The organism is Pseudomonas sp. 6D_7.1_Bac1 (assembly GCF_025465945.1).
In the GTDB taxonomy this organism is placed as follows: Bacteria; Pseudomonadota; Gammaproteobacteria; order Pseudomonadales; family Pseudomonadaceae; genus Aquipseudomonas.
The window spans coordinates 1-16554 of record NZ_JANLNW010000068.1; the positions used below are offsets into that span (position 1 = coordinate 1).

15 protein-coding genes, 1 tRNA gene and 2 pseudogenes are annotated in these 16554 nt (G+C 59.5%); 8 read left to right on the top strand and 10 right to left on the bottom strand.

What is annotated here, in order from left to right; genetic code table 11:
• Positions 1-174: 174 nt before the first annotated feature.
• Positions 175-1392, bottom strand: a complete 1218-nt coding sequence (locus NTD87_RS18065; protein WP_262115428.1) for an MFS transporter — start codon at positions 1390-1392, stop codon at positions 175-177.
• Between the two features lie 332 nt (positions 1393-1724).
• On the opposite strand from NTD87_RS18065, the gene NTD87_RS18070 reads away from it, so the two are divergent.
• Positions 1725-3782, top strand: coding sequence for a methyl-accepting chemotaxis protein (locus NTD87_RS18070; RefSeq protein ID WP_262115429.1), 2058 nt, complete (start codon positions 1725-1727; stop codon positions 3780-3782).
• A gap of 116 nt (positions 3783-3898) precedes the next feature.
• Positions 3899-3975: transfer RNA gene (locus NTD87_RS18075), tRNA-Met, on the top strand.
• 123 nt (positions 3976-4098) lie between these two features.
• Here the strand turns inward: NTD87_RS18075 and NTD87_RS18080 are convergent.
• Positions 4099-5202, bottom strand: a complete 1104-nt coding sequence (locus tag NTD87_RS18080; protein WP_262115430.1) for a M14 family metallopeptidase — start codon at positions 5200-5202, stop codon at positions 4099-4101.
• Between the two features lie 190 nt (positions 5203-5392).
• On the opposite strand from NTD87_RS18080, the gene ggt reads away from it, so the two are divergent.
• The 3 genes from ggt (at position 5393) to NTD87_RS18095 (ending at position 8118) form a co-directional block, all read left to right on the top strand.
• On the top strand, positions 5393-7237 hold the full coding sequence (gene ggt, locus NTD87_RS18085; protein ID WP_262115432.1) for a gamma-glutamyltransferase: 1845 nt from the start codon (positions 5393-5395) through the stop codon (positions 7235-7237).
• Between the two features lie 203 nt (positions 7238-7440).
• On the top strand, positions 7441-7743 hold the full coding sequence (locus NTD87_RS18090) for a type II toxin-antitoxin system HigB family toxin (RefSeq protein ID WP_262115433.1): 303 nt from the start codon (positions 7441-7443) through the stop codon (positions 7741-7743).
• Between the two features lie 3 nt (positions 7744-7746).
• Positions 7747-8118: a type II toxin-antitoxin system HigA family antitoxin gene (locus NTD87_RS18095; RefSeq protein WP_262115434.1), complete on the top strand. Its 372-nt coding sequence runs from the start codon at positions 7747-7749 to the stop codon at positions 8116-8118.
• A 72-nt stretch (positions 8119-8190) separates the two neighbouring features.
• On the opposite strand, the gene NTD87_RS18100 is transcribed toward NTD87_RS18095, so the two are convergent.
• Both NTD87_RS18100 and NTD87_RS18105 read right to left on the bottom strand, forming a co-directional pair.
• A complete protein-coding gene (locus NTD87_RS18100) occupies positions 8191-8619 on the bottom strand; it encodes a molybdopterin-binding protein (protein WP_262115436.1) in 429 nt (142 codons plus the stop codon).
• A gap of 94 nt (positions 8620-8713) precedes the next feature.
• A complete protein-coding gene (locus NTD87_RS18105) occupies positions 8714-9067 on the bottom strand; it encodes a gamma-glutamylcyclotransferase family protein (RefSeq protein ID WP_262115438.1) in 354 nt (117 codons plus the stop codon).
• 174 nt (positions 9068-9241) lie between these two features.
• Here NTD87_RS18105 and NTD87_RS18110 point away from each other — a divergent pair, with 174 nt between their 5' ends.
• Both NTD87_RS18110 and NTD87_RS18115 read left to right on the top strand, forming a co-directional pair.
• Positions 9242-10051 carry an AraC family transcriptional regulator gene (locus NTD87_RS18110; protein WP_262115439.1) on the top strand — a complete coding sequence of 270 codons (810 nt, stop codon included), beginning with the start codon at positions 9242-9244 and terminating at the stop codon, positions 10049-10051.
• Between the two features lie 77 nt (positions 10052-10128).
• Positions 10129-10497: a cupin domain-containing protein gene (locus tag NTD87_RS18115; RefSeq protein ID WP_262115440.1), complete on the top strand. Its 369-nt coding sequence runs from the start codon at positions 10129-10131 to the stop codon at positions 10495-10497.
• 6 nt (positions 10498-10503) lie between these two features.
• On the opposite strand, the gene NTD87_RS18120 is transcribed toward NTD87_RS18115, so the two are convergent.
• The 4 genes and pseudogenes from NTD87_RS18120 to NTD87_RS18135 form a co-directional block, all read right to left on the bottom strand.
• Positions 10504-11085: a flavin reductase family protein gene (locus NTD87_RS18120; RefSeq protein WP_262115441.1), complete on the bottom strand. Its 582-nt coding sequence runs from the start codon at positions 11083-11085 to the stop codon at positions 10504-10506.
• A gap of 117 nt (positions 11086-11202) precedes the next feature.
• On the bottom strand, positions 11203-11634 hold the full coding sequence (locus NTD87_RS28100; RefSeq protein WP_401123478.1) for a methyl-accepting chemotaxis protein: 432 nt from the start codon (positions 11632-11634) through the stop codon (positions 11203-11205).
• 108 nt (positions 11635-11742) lie between these two features.
• Positions 11743-12726, bottom strand: a pseudogene (locus NTD87_RS28105) (PAS domain-containing protein); the annotation flags it as partial.
• Positions 12695-14014 carry an MFS transporter gene (locus NTD87_RS18135; RefSeq protein ID WP_262115442.1) on the bottom strand — a complete coding sequence of 440 codons (1320 nt, stop codon included), beginning with the start codon at positions 14012-14014 and terminating at the stop codon, positions 12695-12697. The pseudogene NTD87_RS28105 and the gene NTD87_RS18135, both read right to left, overlap by 32 nt.
• A gap of 204 nt (positions 14015-14218) precedes the next feature.
• On the opposite strand from NTD87_RS18135, the gene NTD87_RS18140 reads away from it, so the two are divergent.
• Complete coding sequence (locus NTD87_RS18140) at positions 14219-15637, top strand: short-chain fatty acid transporter (RefSeq protein ID WP_262115443.1); 1419 nt, start codon at positions 14219-14221, stop codon at positions 15635-15637.
• Between the two features lie 39 nt (positions 15638-15676).
• On the opposite strand, the pseudogene NTD87_RS18145 reads toward NTD87_RS18140, so the two are convergent.
• Both NTD87_RS18145 and NTD87_RS18150 read right to left on the bottom strand, forming a co-directional pair.
• Positions 15677-16021, bottom strand: a pseudogene (locus NTD87_RS18145) (DUF86 domain-containing protein).
• The gene (locus NTD87_RS18150) at positions 16018-16308 is read right to left on the bottom strand and encodes a nucleotidyltransferase family protein (protein WP_262115444.1); all 291 of its coding nucleotides are present in this window, start codon (positions 16306-16308) and stop codon (positions 16018-16020) included. Before NTD87_RS18150 ends, NTD87_RS18145 begins: the two are co-directional and overlap by 4 nt.
• Positions 16309-16554 lie beyond the last annotated feature (246 nt).

Genomic DNA, 16554 nt, shown 5'->3' on the forward strand with positions numbered 1-16554 from the left:
AGAAAGAGCCGCGTTTATACGCGGCTTTTTTGTGCCTGAAAGAATCACCGGCCTCACCACCGAACTACTGTGGGAGCGGGCTTGCTCGCGAAGACGGATCGACATTCACCATTGATGTCGACTGACAGACCGCTTTCGCGAGCAAGCCCGCTCCCACATTAGATTTGTGTAGGGTCAGATCTTTTTGGTCCTTGGCAAAAAGATCGCCAACACCCCGAACAACGGCAGGAACGAACACAGCATGTACACGTATTCAATGCCGTGAATGTCCGCCAGATGCCCCAGCAGCGCCGCACCAATCCCGCCAAAACCGAACATCAGACCGAAGAACACCCCGGCAATCATCCCAACATTTCCCGGTACCAGTTCCTGCGCGTAGACCACAATCGCCGAGAATGCCGAGGCCAGGATGAAGCCAATCACCACGCTCACGATGCTGGTCCAGAACAGATCGACGTGAGGCAGGATCAAGGTGAACGGTGCAACGCCGAGGATCGAGAACCAGATCACCGCCTTACGGCCGATCTTGTCGCCAATCGGCCCACCAAAAAAAGTCCCCGCCGCGACAGCCCCGAGAAACAGGAACAGGTGCAGCTGTGAACTCGCCACCGACAGGTCGAACTTCTCAATCAGGTAGAAGGTGAAATAACTGGTGAGGCTCGCCATGTAGAAATACTTGGAGAACACCAGCAATCCGAGTACCACCAAGGCGCTGATCACCCTGCCCTTCGACAACCCGTGAGTTGCCACCTGGCCTTGCTTGAGCTTGAACAGGCTCAAGTGGTTGGCGTACCAACGGCTGATGCCATACAACACCACCAACGCAAACACTGCGAACAAACCGAACCAGGCGACGTTGCCCTGGCCGAACGGAATGATGATCGCCGCCGCCAGCAGCGGCCCGAACGCCGAGCCGGCGTTACCCCCGACCTGAAAGGTCGATTGCGCCAGGCCAAAACGCCCGCCCGAGGCCAACCGCGCCACGCGAGACGCTTCCGGGTGAAAGGTCGAAGAGCCGATCCCGATCAACCCCGCCGCCAACAGAATCAATGGAAAACTGCCGACCTGAGACATCATCAGAATACCGATCAAGGTGCAGATCATCCCTGCCGGCAACAGATACGGCTTGGGATGGCGATCGGTGTAGTAACCGACCCACGGCTGCAACAGCGATGCCGTGAGCTGAAAGGTCAAGGTGATCAGGCCAACCTGTGTGAAGGTCAGCCCGTAATTGGCCTTGAGCATCGGGTAGATCGACGGCAGCACCGACTGAATCAGGTCGTTGATCAAATGCGCCAGCGCCACTGCGCCGATGATTCGCATGACCAACGGGCTGCTTTGCGAAGTCGCAGGGGCCGGCGATACGGCAGTTTGAGCGTTACTGGTAGCCATGAGAGTGTCCATACAACGGAAGTGAGCGCACTTGCAGGTGCGCCAATGTGCCATTTTTCAGTGCAGCAATGCCATCCCCTTAGCCTGCTAACGACCTCTAAATAATCAACCGTCAAGTAATAGCGCAAAGCCATGGTCTGAATCTTGCCTTACTTATCCGCTTCAACGCGGCCCCTTACAAAGGGGATCGAGAATGGGAAGTTTCACTACAGCGCCGGTCCTACATGACCCGTCGAGGTGAACTTTCGAGGCCTTTTATGAGGGCACGGGTTGCGGTCATATCGCCGCGACCGCACGCCAATGGTGCGTGGTGCCCAGAGGAGTAGTCGGGCATGCAGGCTTTTCTGGCACCGGGGATTGGACTGCTTGGGCGTTTCGGTTTCGCCCGCAAGTTTCAGTTGTTGTTTCTGCTGTTTATCCTGCCGCTGGCGGGCAGCCTGTGGATGATTGGCCTGGATTACCGCGACAAACTCACCCTGATCGCAGGCGAGCGTGCCGGCGTGCACCAGTTGTTGGCCCTCGATGCGCTGGACAACCTGCTCGCCGCCCAACGTGACCGCGCCGCCCGCTGGCGCGCCACTGAAACCAATCGCCAGCCAACACCGGCCACCGTCGCCGCGATGGCCGCATTCGATGCGGTGCAGCCTGCACTGAATCAAGCCGTCAACGATCTGGGCCATGCACTGACAACCGAAGGGGCCGAGGCCGACACCCTCAGTCGCTATCAAACCCTGCAAACCGCACTCAATGGTCTGGACTCGAAAAGCCTGAGCAGCGTTGGTTGGTGGCCGGATGGCTATGAGCGCTTCACTGCGGCCCTCAGCGCGCTGCAAGCACTGCGCGAACAGATCGCCATGGACAACCGCCTGACACTGGCTCCGTGGCTGGAAACGTACTTGCTGACGCAGATCTCGACCCAGCACGCACCGGACCTGATCGAACGGGTCGGTCGCCTCGCCAGCATCGGCCAGGCATCGGTGGTGTCCGGACAATTCTCGCTGCAAAGCCGCTTGCAACTGCGCGACCTGCGCAGCCGTATTGGCGATGCCCGCGAGCAGTTGATCAAGACCGGCAGCTTGCTCGAAGCACGGTTGCCAAGTGCGTTGCAGGCCTGGGCCGGGCAATACCACGACAGCCTCAAGCATCTGGACGCCGGGTTGAAAGGGCTGGATGACGGCATGTTCGGCGCCAGCATCACGCTCAAACCGGAAGACTTCGAGCGCAACCTCGACGCCCTCCTCACTGACCTCGCCTCGCTGCGTCAGCAATCACTGGTGTCACTGGATCAGCGCCTGGACTACTACCACGGCTCAGCCATTCGCCAGTTCATTCTGGTGGCGAGCGTCCTCGGTTGCCTGCTGCTCGCCGCGCTATATTTGTTCATCTGCTTGCAAGCCTCGATCCGCCGCAGTGCCAGCGGCATCACGCTGCTGGCCGAAGCCCTGCGCGATGGCAACTTGAGCCTGCAAGTGCCGGTACACGGTCGCGATGAACTGGCAGCGATCAGCACTGCACTCAACGTTGCGGTGGTGCAACTGCGCACCAGCCTGCTGGGGGTCGATCACGAAACCCTGCAACTGAGCAACGCGGTGCGAGCCCTCAATACTCACGCCAGCGGTGCACTGGGCGAAGTCGAAGCCCAACAGTTGCAGATCAGCCAGATCGCCGCCGCGGCCACGCAGCTCGCCGCAACCTCGCAAGGGGTCGCCCAGAGTTGCGAACAGGCCTCAGGCAGCGCTCAGCAGACCCAGCGCATAGCCGCCGAGAGCAGCCGCGACAGTCAACGCACCACGGCGAGCATTCAGCAGCTCAACCAGCGACTGAACGACACCGCCGCCGCCCTGGGCCGAGTCAGCGAACAAGGGCAGCAGATTCAACTGGTGGTGGACACCATTCGCGGCGTTGCCGAGCAGACCAATCTGCTGGCGCTCAATGCCGCCATTGAAGCGGCCCGTGCAGGTGAACAAGGTCGAGGTTTTGCGGTAGTCGCTGATGAAGTGCGCAGCCTGTCGCAACGTACCCAGTCCTCCACCGCGCAGATCGCCGGCACCGTCGACAGCCTGCGCAGCACCGTCAACGAAGCCGTGAGTTTGATGGAAGCTGCCTGCGACCAGGCCCAAACTGACGCGCAAGCGGTCACCGGTCTCGGTGAACGCCTGGGGGAAATCGCCAGCGCGGTGCAAAGCGTCACCGATACCCTGGCGCAAATCGCCACTGCGGTTGAAGAGCAAGCCAGCACCGCCGATGAGGTCAGTGGCAACATCCAGCAGGTCGATCAGGCCGCCGTACGCCTGCTCGAAGGGGCACGGGCGGTGAACCTGGCGGCGGACACCTTGAGTTCGGGCAGCAGGGCGTTGAGCGAGAATACCGGGCGGTTTCAGCTGGGTTGAAGCGGCAAACTCATCCGTTTTTGCGGGTCAGGTCGATAAGCGGTTGAAAGCGTAGAGAAATATTTTAGATTTACGCTTGACACATCATCGTTACGAGCCAATAATGCGCGCCACTTGGCTACATAGCTCAGTTGGTTAGAGCATAGCATTCATAATGCTGGGGTCCGGGGTTCAAGTCCCTGTGTAGCCACCAAGTACTAAAAACGGCTTACCGAAAGGTAGGCCGTTTTTTTATGCCTGAAGAAAAGTGCCTGGTCCACCGCCGGCCCACATCGCGATGTGAGCCGCAGTGTTCATCACGCGCCGAGGCGTTCGACTATATCGTGGGCAATGCAGACAACGCCTTTTCCCATATCTGCCGGGTGCGAACCCAGACCATTTCCTGCCAGTCACTGTCGGCGGGATAGAACTGCTCAAGAAGATTCAACTTGATCTCGCGCCCCACTGCATCACTCGGATCACCGTGCAGGTGCAGCCAGTGATCGTCGCGCAGATGAGCATGCACCGCTTCTCCCGGGTAGGTGCCGCACTCAATGACAAACGGCATCAGGCGCACCTGCGGCAACGCATCGAGCAGCGCCTGTGAGGTGTAGCCGGTAGCTGTGGCGGCAATCCCGGTTTCACTCTGGGTCTGCGCGCCGGTCTGTATGGTGTAGAGCCACGGACCGTAAATGGACTGCGCCTGTTCCAGTGCCGGGTAGGCCTCTTGGGTAACGGTCAACAACATCGGATGGCCGTACTCTCCCGCGCCGGAGTGCAGGTCGAAACACATGGCGACCTCGGCCTGAGAAAGATGCGCCGCAATGATCTGATGCAACGTCCGGTTCGACCAACTCGGCGCCAGCCCGCCGTAAAACAGACCATCGGGATGGCTGTGCTGACCGCCCTCGACAATCGACATCACTGCCGGCCAGCCATGCTCGCTTAACTGTGCGGCGAGCAAGGCATCGGCGCGATCACGCTCCGGGCCCTGCAACTGGCTGAAGGTATAAATCTCGTTCAACGCCGCATAGGCCTGATTGTCGGGCAGCGGGCGTTCGAAGTTCAGGTGGTTGCGGTTCAGGTCGATGTTGTCTTCATTAACGCGACGCAACCACGCCGTACCCCAAGGGTTGATCAAGTGGATCATCACTACCGCGACGTCGGCGGGCAGTGGGCGTTTGCCGAACTCGTTCAGCCAGTTGATCTGGCACTCCGAACCGTAGAAACCCTCAACCCCGTGGGTACCGCTCAACATCACCAGCAGACGCTTTGCGTCGGGGTTGCCGAGCACCGCCACGTCAGTGCTCAGGGGCTCGCCGAACGGCCCTTTGAGTGGATGCGGGTATTCGGTCAACCGGGCGCCGGCTGCGGTCGCTGCCGCCAGAAACTGTTCACGCTGTGTGCGGTAACCTGGCTGCGTTGGGAACTCGGTCTGCATGTCGGCCTCTTGTTGTTATTGGCTTGTTATTAGCGAAGATCTCGCGCCCCCGACCCTACAGAAAAACCCTGCGCTGAAGAAGGGAAAAAGTACCCATCCATCGATCAACCTGCGCAAGACCAGCGTTGCAGCTGACGCCTTTGGCCGATACAGTCCGCCGATCGTTTATCCCACGGATGGAGTGTTCCACGTGTTCCCAGCCTTCCATTTGAGCCGCTACCGCCTGGCGACCCTCTCGCTGATAGCCACCGCGCTGACCCTCGCTGCCTGCAACACCCCACCCTCTTTGCCGTCCGCGAGTGCCTTGCCGGTGGCCCCGGAAATCGCCTCGGGGTATCGCACCGACCTGCACACTCAATACGCCTCCAGGCATATGGCCGCAGCCGCCAATCCGCTGGCAGCCGCTGCCGGGCGGGAGATGCTGCGCCAGGGCGGTTCGGCAATCGATGCCGCCATCGCCATGCAAGCGGTGCTGACGCTGGTTGAGCCACAATCCTCGGGGATCGGTGGCGGCGCGTTGATCGTACTCTGGGACGGCAAGGCGGTGCGCACCTACGACGGCCGTGAAACCGCACCCGCCGGTGCGACTGAAAAACTCTTCCTGCAAGCCGACGGCAAACCCATGCCGTTCACCGAGGCGCAGATAGGTGGTCGCTCGGTCGCCACACCGGGTGTATTGAGCGCACTGGAGTTGGCCCATCAGAAGCACGGTCGCCTGCCATGGGCGACGTTGTTCGAGCCGGCCATTGCCCTGGCGGAAAAGGGCTTTGCGATTTCGCCACGCCTGCACACGATGATTGCCTCCGACCCGTTCCTGCCACGCTCGCCCGACATGGCCGCGTACTTCCTGAATGCCGATGGCAACCCGAAAGCCGTGGGCACGCTGCTGAAAAATCCGGCCCTGGCCAAGGTCCTCAAACGCATCGCCACAGAAGGCCCGAGTGCGCTGTATCAAGGTCCGGTTGCGCAGGAGATCGTCGCCAAGGTTCAGGGCAATACCAACCCCGGCAGCCTGTCGCTGAACGACCTCAAAGGCTACAGCGCCAAAGAGCGCGCCCCGCTGTGCACCGACTACAAGCGCTGGCAAGTCTGTGGTATGCCACCGCCATCCTCGGGCGGGATCGCCGTGGCACAGATCCTCGGCACCTTGCAGGCGCTCGAAAGCCGCGACAGTCGCTTCGCTCTGGCGCCATTGAGCCCCATCAAGACCAACAAACCGGCAGGCATCGAACCGGCACCTGAAGCCGTGCACCTGATTGCCGAGGCCGAGCGCCTGGCGTACGCCGACCGCGCGCAGTACGTCGCCGACTCGGACTTCGTGCCGGTTCCGGTCGCCGGACTGGTCTCCCCTGCCTACCTGGCCAGCCGTGCAACCTTGATCGGTGAGCGCAGCATGGGCAGCGCCAAACCTGGCACTCCTCCGGGCATTCAGGTGGCCTACGCCCCTGACCGCTCGCCACTGCGGATCTCCACCTCGCAAGTGGTTGCCGTCGACGATCAGGGCGGCGCGGTGTCGATGACCACCACTGTTGAAGCTGCCTTCGGCTCGCACCTGATGGTGCAGGGTTTCATGCTCAACAATCAGATGACCGACTTCTCGTTCATCCCCGAAGAAAACGGCCAACCCGTGGCCAACCGCGTCGAACCCGGCAAACGCCCGCGCTCGTCCATGGCACCGACGCTGATCTTCGATCGCCACAGCGGTGAGCTGGTCGCGACGGTCGGCTCGCCCGGCGGTTCGCAAATCATTGAATACGTCGCCAAGTCAGTGGTCGGCATGCTCGACTGGAACCTCGACCCGCAAGCCGCCATCAGCCTGCCCAACTTCGGCAGCCGCAACGGCCCGACCGAACTGGAGCAAGGTCAGTTCAGCCCGGCGCTGATCCAGGCCCTCAAGGACAAAGGGCATGCGGTCAATGAAATCGACATGACCAGCGGCACCCAGGCCATCGTTCGAGTGCGTGATGCGCAGGGCAAAGCCTCTTGGGCTGGTGGAGCGGACCCACGGCGTGAAGGCGAGGCGTTGGGAGATTGATCGGGAATGGAAACACGAAAGGGCTTACCGCGAGGTAGGCCCTTTTTTATGGGCAAAGGCTCTGGATCATCCCGCGCCCCAGTCTTTACCTGACATTCATGGGCTCGGCCAGCGCATAAGATCTTCCATGCTCGACAAGTCCGTACATCGCTTCTTATTTTCGCAGCCTTGCAACAGTCCCACCACGGGACTAGGATCGCCTCATGAGAATTATCGCTATCAGTCACATAAAAGGATTTTGGGAAAGATTCCCTGACTCAGAGCAGTCATTCCTCGCCTGGATTGACGAAGCAAAAAACGCGAACTGGGCAACCCCTGCGGATATCAAGGCCCATTTTGGCAGCGCCAGTATTCTCAAGAGCCGTAGAGTCGTGTTCAACATCAAGGGCAACGACTATCGACTTGTCGTCGCTGTGGCCTACCGCTTCGGGGCCGTTTACATAAAGTTTGTCGGCCCCCACGAGCAGTACGACGCTATCGACGCCGATACCGTTGAAATGGAGTAACCCATGAATATTCGTCCGATTCACACCGAACAGGACTACCGTGCGGCCCTCAAGGAAGTGTCTGCGCTATTTGACAACGAACCTGAACCGGGCACGCCTGAAGGTGACTACTTCGACGTCATGATCACCCTCATTCAGGCCTACGAAGCGAAGCAGTTTCCGGTTGACCTGCCCAACCCGATAGATGCAATCAAATTTCGCATGGAACAGTCGGGCTTGTCTGCCGCTGACCTGGCGCCAGCCATTGGCCGGACAAACCGGGTGTATGAGGTGCTCAACGGCAAACGTGCATTGACGCTGCCGATGATCTGGAAACTTCATGAGCTGTTCGGGATTCCGGCAGAGAGCCTGATCAAACCCGTCAGAGGCATTTGACCGATTGCGCCGCTCCGAGAATCTGACAGCAACGCAGAGGTGGGCCTGGCCCGCCCCTGCTCGCCACTGATATCAGGCCGGCACACCCAGAATGATATGCGATGCCTTGATTACCGCAGTAGCGCTAACGCCAGGAGCCAGACCCAGTTCCGCAACCGCTTCGCGAGTGACGATCGAATAGACCTCGGCGCCGCCGTCGAGCCGGATCACCACTTCGGCATTCACCGCACCATCGGTGACGCTGGTGACTTTGCCTTCCAGGCAGTTGCGCGCCGAGAGGCGAATATCGCTGGACTCAGTCATCAGCATGACCCACGGCGCCTTCACCAGAGCGACCGCTTCTTTGCCGACCGCCAGACCAAGGCTCTTGACGCTTTCCATGGTCACCACGGCAACCAGTTGATTACCGCCGGACAGTGTCAGTGCAACCTCGGCATTGACCGCGCCTGCCTGCAACTGGCTGATGGTGCCCTTGAAAACGTTACGTGCGCTGACCTTCATGATGTTGTCACCTCGAATAATAGTTTTTGTATACGATTTTTCGCATCATTCGGTAAAACCACAGAAGATTCAAGCAGCGTCTGCTCTTGCAGACTCAGGCACTTACATAAACCCACGCCTCGATCCCGGACGCCAGCACTACGCTGACCCGCTTGTAATCCGAGACTTCGTAGCTGTCAGCGGCCGCCAACTCCGCGGGCGTGATCTGAAATACCATACCCGGGATCGGCGCACTGTCAGCAGCGCCGGGACGCAAAATCGGATGGTGGGTCTTGCCACTGGTCGCCAACACTTCGGGGTCGGTAATTTCCACCCAGGACTGCTCGTAACCGAGCATCTGGTCGGCACTGCCGGACAACTCGCGCCCGAAGTTGGCCAGTTGCACGACCTTGTCCTGCAGGGTTCCATAGGAAAACAGGTACACCTGCGTATTGTTTGAATCGGTCATCAGCGAGCCTCGCTTCTAAAGAGTAGTGCTTCTTAACACGGCAAGCAGAACCGGTTAAAGATTCAGTTCCCGTGTCAATCGCATATGGATCAATCAACCGGTAATCCGGCTGACAGCCAACCCGCACCTGAGCTACCGTGTTCGTCACCGAGCACCCGGCCAAGAAGGCTCCTCATGGGCAAGCAAAAAAGCCTCACCGACTGGTTCCAGCGAGCCCCCGATTCGAGCGGGCTGGAGCGTATCGAGGCGTTTTTTTCGGGTCACGCTTACGACCTCCACCGTCACGACACCTACGCTATTGGTCGCACGCTGTCCGGTGTGCAGAGCTTTCAGTATCGCGGAGATTGGCGCCATAGCCTGCCGGGCACGACCATGGTGCTGCACCCGGACGAAGTCCACGATGGCGAGGCGGGGACCGAGGACGGCTTTAAATACCGGATGCTCTATGTCGAGCCGGCACTGATCCAGCAGATGCTCGGCGGCCAACCGCTCCCTTTCATCAAGACCGGCATTTCCACCGATCCACGCTTGTTCGCTGCAACCGAGGTCTTGCTGCAAAGCCTCGACCGCCCACTCGATACGCTGGAACAGCAGGATGCGCTGTTTGATCTGGCGCACGCCATGAGCGCCGTATCAGGGGTATCCGCGCATCGCCAGAGCTTTGATTATCTGGCGGCTGAGCGAGCTCGCGAGTTCATGCACAGTGCGCTCAACCAAACGGTGACCCTGGATCAACTGGCCGACCACAGCGGACGTGATCGCTGGAGTCTGTCGCGGGACTTTCGCTTACTGTTCGGCACCAGTCCTTACCGCTACCTGACCATGCGCCGCCTTGATCTGGTGCGCTCGTTGTTGATTCAGGGCGAGTCGCTGACCAATGCTGCGCTGATTGCCGGGTTCAGCGATCAGAGCCACATGACCCGCCAATTCGGCAAGACCTACGGCCTGTCACCCGCCCGCTGGATGAAAATGCATCGCTCGTAAGCCATGCACAATCGTGCAAGAAGTACGCGGCCGCGCTGACTATCGTGGGCTCACAATCCGCCAACGGGAGCCGTGCCATGCAGCCGTATCAAAGTCTGAACCTTGCCCACAAACTTGCGCAGATCAACGAGCACTGGTCGCCCCGGGTCATCGCCGAAATGAACGACTACCAGTTCAAGGTAGTGAAACTGCTGGGGGATTTCATCTGGCACGATCATCAGGACACCGACGAGACTTTTATCGTCCTGGAAGGCCAATTGCGCATCGACTTTCGCGACGGTCAGGTGCTGGTGTCCCAAGGTGAAATGTACGTGGTACCCAAGGGCGTCGAGCACAAACCGTTTGCCGAACAGGAAGTCCAACTGCTGCTGATCGAACCCAAGGGCGTGCTCAATACCGGGAGCGAAGGTGGCGAGCGCACGGCAGTGAATGATCTGTGGATCTGACGACGCTCAATCGTCCAGATTTTTTCCGGCCACCGGATCGCCAATTTTCAGGAAATGGCCACCGGCAACATGGTGCAGCGTGCGCAATGCATCGTGCCCTTCGAAGTGCCAACGACCCTCGCTGAATACGCGCTCGTCGGCCTGGGCGGCAATCACTTCGGCCAGAAACAGGTCGTATTGCTGGTGATTGTGCGGTTCGGGCAGCAGGCGACATTCCAGCCAGGCCACACAACCTTCAAGCATTGGCGCATCAAATTGTTCACCGGCGAATGTTTGCAGGCCATAGGCCTGGAACTTGTCCCGTTCAAGACCGGACGTCGAGCCGACGGTTTGTACGATGTCGGCCTGGGCGGCGCAGGGAACGTTCAGCACAAAGCTGCCCGACGCTTCGAGCAACTGACGGGTCCAGGTCGACTTGTCGAGCACTACGGCGATTTTTGGCGGCTCGAAGTCCAGCGGCATCGCCCAGGCCGCCGCCATGATATTGCGCTTGCCGTCATGGGCCGCACTGACCAGTACGGTCGGCCCATGATTGAGCAGACGGTAGGCCTTGGACAAGGGAACCGGACGGCGGTGGGAAACGCTCATGGATGTCTGCTCCTGAGAAAAGAGCGAATTGTAGCGGTATCACCTCGGACGTAGTGCAGAACGAAACTGAACAGCGGCCTGTACCTCAGAACGAGGACAGGCTCGCTCAAGCCGCGCTTAGGTCGACAGCTGATTGGCGAACTGCCCGACCGCGTTTACCACTTTCTGCGCGCCGTCCTGAATCTCGACGATCACCGTGCCCGCCTCGGCGGCCAATGCCAGACCTTGTTCGGCCTGGAGTTTGCCGTCGGTCATCAGCACCACGGCATCGCGCGCCATATCCTGGTTCTGACGCACCACGCCGACGATTTCGTCGGTGGCTTTGCTGGTTCGCGAAGCCAGTTGTCGAACCTCGTCCGCCACCACCGCAAAACCTCGTCCTTGCTCACCGGCACGTGCCGCTTCGATGGCGGCGTTGAGCGCCAGCAGGTTGGTCTGTTCGGCAATACCACTGATGGTTTTGACGATGGTGCCAATCACCAGCGACTGCTCGTTCAACGCTTCGATCCCTTCACCGGCCTGTTGCATATGCCTGGCCAGTTCACGCATTACATCCACTGCCTGAGTGACCACGGTGGTGCCGCGTTGCGCACAGCTGTCGGTCTGCAACGAGGTGCTGTAAGCGATGTTCGCCGCTTCCGAGACCGCTTGCTCCTGGTTGACCTGATCGGTGATCACGGTGGCGAACTTGACCACTTTGTAGAGTTTTTCGTTGGCATCGAGCACCGGGTTATAGGACGCCTCGAGCCAGACCACCCGGCCGTGGCTGTCGACGCGTTTGAAGCGGTCAGCCACGAACTCACCGGCGTTCAAACGCCGCCAGAAGTCCTGATACGCGGAGCTGTTGTACTCCTCTGGCTCACAGAACGTGCGGTGATGTTTGCCTTTGATCTGCGCCAGGCTGTAACCCATACCGTTCAAGAACCGGTCGTTGGCCGTCAGCACATTACCGTTGAGGTCGAACTCGATCACCGCCGTCGAACGAACCAGCGCCCCGAGCAGATTCTCGTGCTCACGGGAGGCTTCAATGGTGCGGGTCAGGTCGCTGGAGTAAATCGAAAAGTGTTTGATCCGGCCGTCCGAGCTACGAATCGGCTGTGAGATCGAACGCAACCACGCTTCCTCACCATTGCCTCTGAGCAAACGTACGGCGCCCGCGAAGTGCTCGCCACGGGTCAGAGCATTCTTGAAGCGCAGGTGAAACTCATCGGTTTTGACATGGACCGGAACGATATCTTCGATGTGCCGGCCAATCAGGTCATTGCCCTTGTAGAGCATTTCCTGGGCGAAATTCTGGTTAATCGATTGCACCCGCCCTTCAGGGTCCAGGGTGAGCACGAGCATCTCGCTTTCCAGACTGTCCTTCACTTGTTGAAGGCTGGAGAGTTCCTCGCGAAGAGCTGACAGCTCCTGCTTCAAGCGTTTGTTGAACATAGCGATGCACCGATGGGCAGGGTTGAGAGCGTCCTTCAGCCTAACCATCGGCATTACAAAATTTTTCTGAAGAGTGTTTCGAGGCTGTCCTACAAAAATAGTTGGCACATGGCCATCATCCACACAGCAACGCCTCAAAACCGGCGCCTTGAAGGGTGCTTGGGGAAGACGAACCTTACGATTGAAGTGCCTCAACGCCAGCCGCATGTTCGACCCGCGGCAGGCGCGAACCGAAGTACAGCGCTGCGCTGATCCCGACCGCCCCCATTACCGCGCAGAACATCACGCAAATCCATGGGCTCCAGGGCATCAGACCGATCAGCAACAACGGCGTGATGCTGGCCCAAATGGCGTAGGCAATGTTGTAGGTGAACGAAATCCCCGAGACGCGAATCCGCGCCGGGAACAGATTGACCATCACCGATGGCACCGCCCCGACCACCCCGCAACTCAGACCGGCGATGGCATAGGCCAGGCCAATCCACTGTGCACCGCCGATCAGGCTGGTGTAGAGCACGCCAATCCCCAACGGCAATAACAGGCTATAGAGCAGCACCGTGCGCCAGGCGCCGATACGGTCGACGATCAAACCTGCGATCACACAGCCGATGTTCAAAAACACGATGCCGAGACTGCTCAGGGCGAAGGTATGGCTGGCGGTCATGCCGAAGGTTTTTTGCATCATGGTCGGGGTGATGACGACAAAGGTCACCACTGCCGAGGTCAACACGCAGGTGAGGATCACCGCCGGCAGCATTGCCAGCCGATGCTCACGCAACACGGTGCGCAGCGGCAGCTCGACGTGCAGCTCGCGACTCACCTGCATGGCCATGAACACCGGGGTTTCATTGAGCCAGCGGCGCAACCAGACGCCAATCACCCCGAACACGCCCCCCAGCAGGAACGGGTAACGCCAGGCATAATCGAGGATTTCCGTCGGGGTAAAAACCTGTGCCAGCAAGGTCGCGGTCAACGCACCGATCAAGTAACCGAAGGTCAGCCCGGCCTGCAGGAAACCCAAGGCATACCCCCGATGGCCAGCCGGTGCATGCTCGGCCACGAACACCCAGGCGCTTGGCACTTCACCGCCCACCGCCGCGCCTTGCAACACCCGTAGCAGCAACAACAGCAATGGTGCGAAATAGCCAATCTGGGCGTAGGTCGGCATGATCCCGATCAGCAGGCACGGCAGCGCCATCATCAGGATGCTCAAACTGAAGACTCTCTTGCGCCCCAGCCGATCCGCGAAGTGCGCCATCAGAATCCCGCCCAGCGGACGCGCCAGGTAACCGGTGACAAAAATCCCGAAACTTTGCAGCAAACGCAGCCATTCGGGCATTTCCGGTGGGAAGAACAGCTGACTGAGGGTCAGGGCGAAAAATACGAAAATGATGAAGTCGTAGATTTCCAGCGCCCCGCCGAGGGCCGCCAGGCCCAGGGTCTTGTAGTCAGACCGGGAGAACGGCGCCGGTCGAGTGTCAGGGGTGGCAGTCATAAAACAGGCTCTGAAATGGGCAAAAAAATCACGGCGCCCATGGTCTACGCAAAAGCGCGATCGAACAACCCGTTAGACCATAGTCCCAAGCGCACAAAACAGCACCGCAAAAACGCCTCAATTGATTTACTGTTTATGTCAGACCGCAAGGGCCTGCGCCGCCCTGCTGGCCCCACAATAAACATAAAAAATCGAGGTACTTCCGTGGCCGCTGATATCGAAGATAGCCGCTCCGCCCGCTTTGCCCTGCATTGCTCAAACTTTGCCGAACGCTGGTTTCCCGACTCCTGGGTGTTTGCCGCGCTCGCGGTGATCATCGTCGCCCTCGCCACCATGGCCATGGGCGCCAAGCCCACCGACGCGGCGATGGCCTTCGGTGACGGCTTCTGGAGCCTGATCCCGTTCACCATGCAGATGGCCTTCGTGGTGATCGGTGGCTACGTGGTCGCCAGCTCGCCACCGGCGGTGAAACTGATCGACCGCCTGGCGCGCATCCCAAAGAACGGCCGCTCGGCCGTGGCCTGGGTGGCACTGATTTCCATGGTTGCCTCGTTGCTCAACTGGGGGCTGTCGCTGGTGTTCGGCGGTTTGCTGGTGCGGGCTCTGGCCCGTCGTACCGATTTGCGCATGGATTACCGCGCCGCCGGTGCCGCCGCTTACTTGGGGCTCGGCGCAGTGTGGGCGCTGGGGCTGTCGTCGTCGGCGGCACAATTGCAGGCCAACCCGGCGAGTTTGCCGCCCTCGATCCTGTCAATCACCGGGATGATTCCGTTCACCCAGACGATTTTCCTGTGGCAGTCCGGCGTTCTGCTGCTGGCGCTGATCGTGGTCTCGCTGATCATCGCCTACGCCACCGCCCCCGGCCCGAACTCCGCTCGCGATGCCAAGGCCTGCGGCATCGATCCAAGCTTCAGCATGCCGGCACCTCAGCCGCGTACCCGACCGGGCGAATGGCTGGAGTACAGCCCGATACTGACCATTCTGTTGGTACTGCTGGCAGCCGGCTGGCTGTTTCATGAGTTTGCGACTAAACCTGCGATCAGCGCGATTTCGGGCCTGAACACCTACAACTTCCTGTTCCTGATGCTCGGGGCGCTGCTGCACTGGCGCCCGCGCAGCTTCCTTGATGCGGTGGCCCGGGCGGTGCCGACCACCACCGGCGTGATGATCCAGTTCCCGCTGTACGGCTCCATCGCCGCGTTGATGACCGTGGTCAAAGGCGCCGATGGCCAGACCCTGGCACATCACATCTCGACCTTCTTCGTCAGCATCGCCTCCCACGACACCTACGCCCTGCTGATGGGCGTGTACTCGGCGATCCTCGGCTTTTTCATTCCGTCCGGCGGTGGTAAATGGATCATCGAGGCACCGTACGTGATGCAAGTCGCCAACGACCTCAAGTACCACCTGGGCTGGGCCGTGCAGATCTACAACGCCGCCGAAGCCCTGCCCAACCTGATCAACCCGTTCTACATGCTGCCGCTGCTCGGCGTGCTCGGCTTGAAAGCACGGGACCTGATCGGGTTTTCGTTCGTGCAACTGCTGGTGCACACGCCGCTGGTGCTGTTTCTGCTCTGGGCGCTGGGGACGACGCTTACGTATGTGGCGCCGGTGATGCCATAACGGGATGTAGCCGCGCCTGCCACAAACGGGCAGGTGCGGTTAGGACGATACATCAGGCAGACACTTCAACAACTCCGGCAGCGCCGCCTGAACCGTATCCCACACCACCTCAAGGTTGATATCAAAGTAGCCGTGGGCGATTCGGTTGCGCATGCCTCGCATGCTGCGCCATGGCACTTGAGGATGGGCTGCCGCGAATTCGGAGTAGCCATCCATGATTTTGGTGGCCGCCTCGCCAATGATGATGAGGCTCATGATGACCGCTTACTGAGTGCGCTTGTCGTCAAAAAACTCTTCCTTGCTCAGACCCTCAACAAAGATCAGTGCATCGCCAGTGGCTTGACGCATATGGTCGAGGTAGTCGCCGAGGCGATTCTGGTTCATACAGGAAGCGCCTGAGCCAACACCTGCTCACGAAACTTTACTGGCAGATCTCCAGGCGTCAGCAGATCAACGGAAACACCGAGCAAATCCTCCAGTTCAACCTGCAATCCGCCAAGATCAAACAACGTTGCACCTGGTAAAGCGTCCACCAATAGATCCAGGTCACTGCCGTCTTCGTCAGTGCCGCGTAGCACCGAACCGAAAACCCGTGGGTTGGCAGTGTGAAAACGCCCCACTACTTCACGTACAGCGGCGCGCTTGAGGTCTAGAGCGGCTGACGGTTTCATTCAGTACCCTCTCGATTCAAAGCAATATGGCGCCAGTCTAGCAGCGCTGGCAAAGACTTAACGCTAAATTCCTGGTCGTGAAATATTCGCTGACAGGCTGCTGTGAACGCCTCGATATCTTCAAACAGACCCTAGCCCACCCTTCCACTATTTTTTGCCGATCTATAACGTAAACCGCCCTGTAGCATTTCCGTCATATTTGATTGCTACCGTCCGCACGAAACGCCTTGTAACCAATTTAACGCT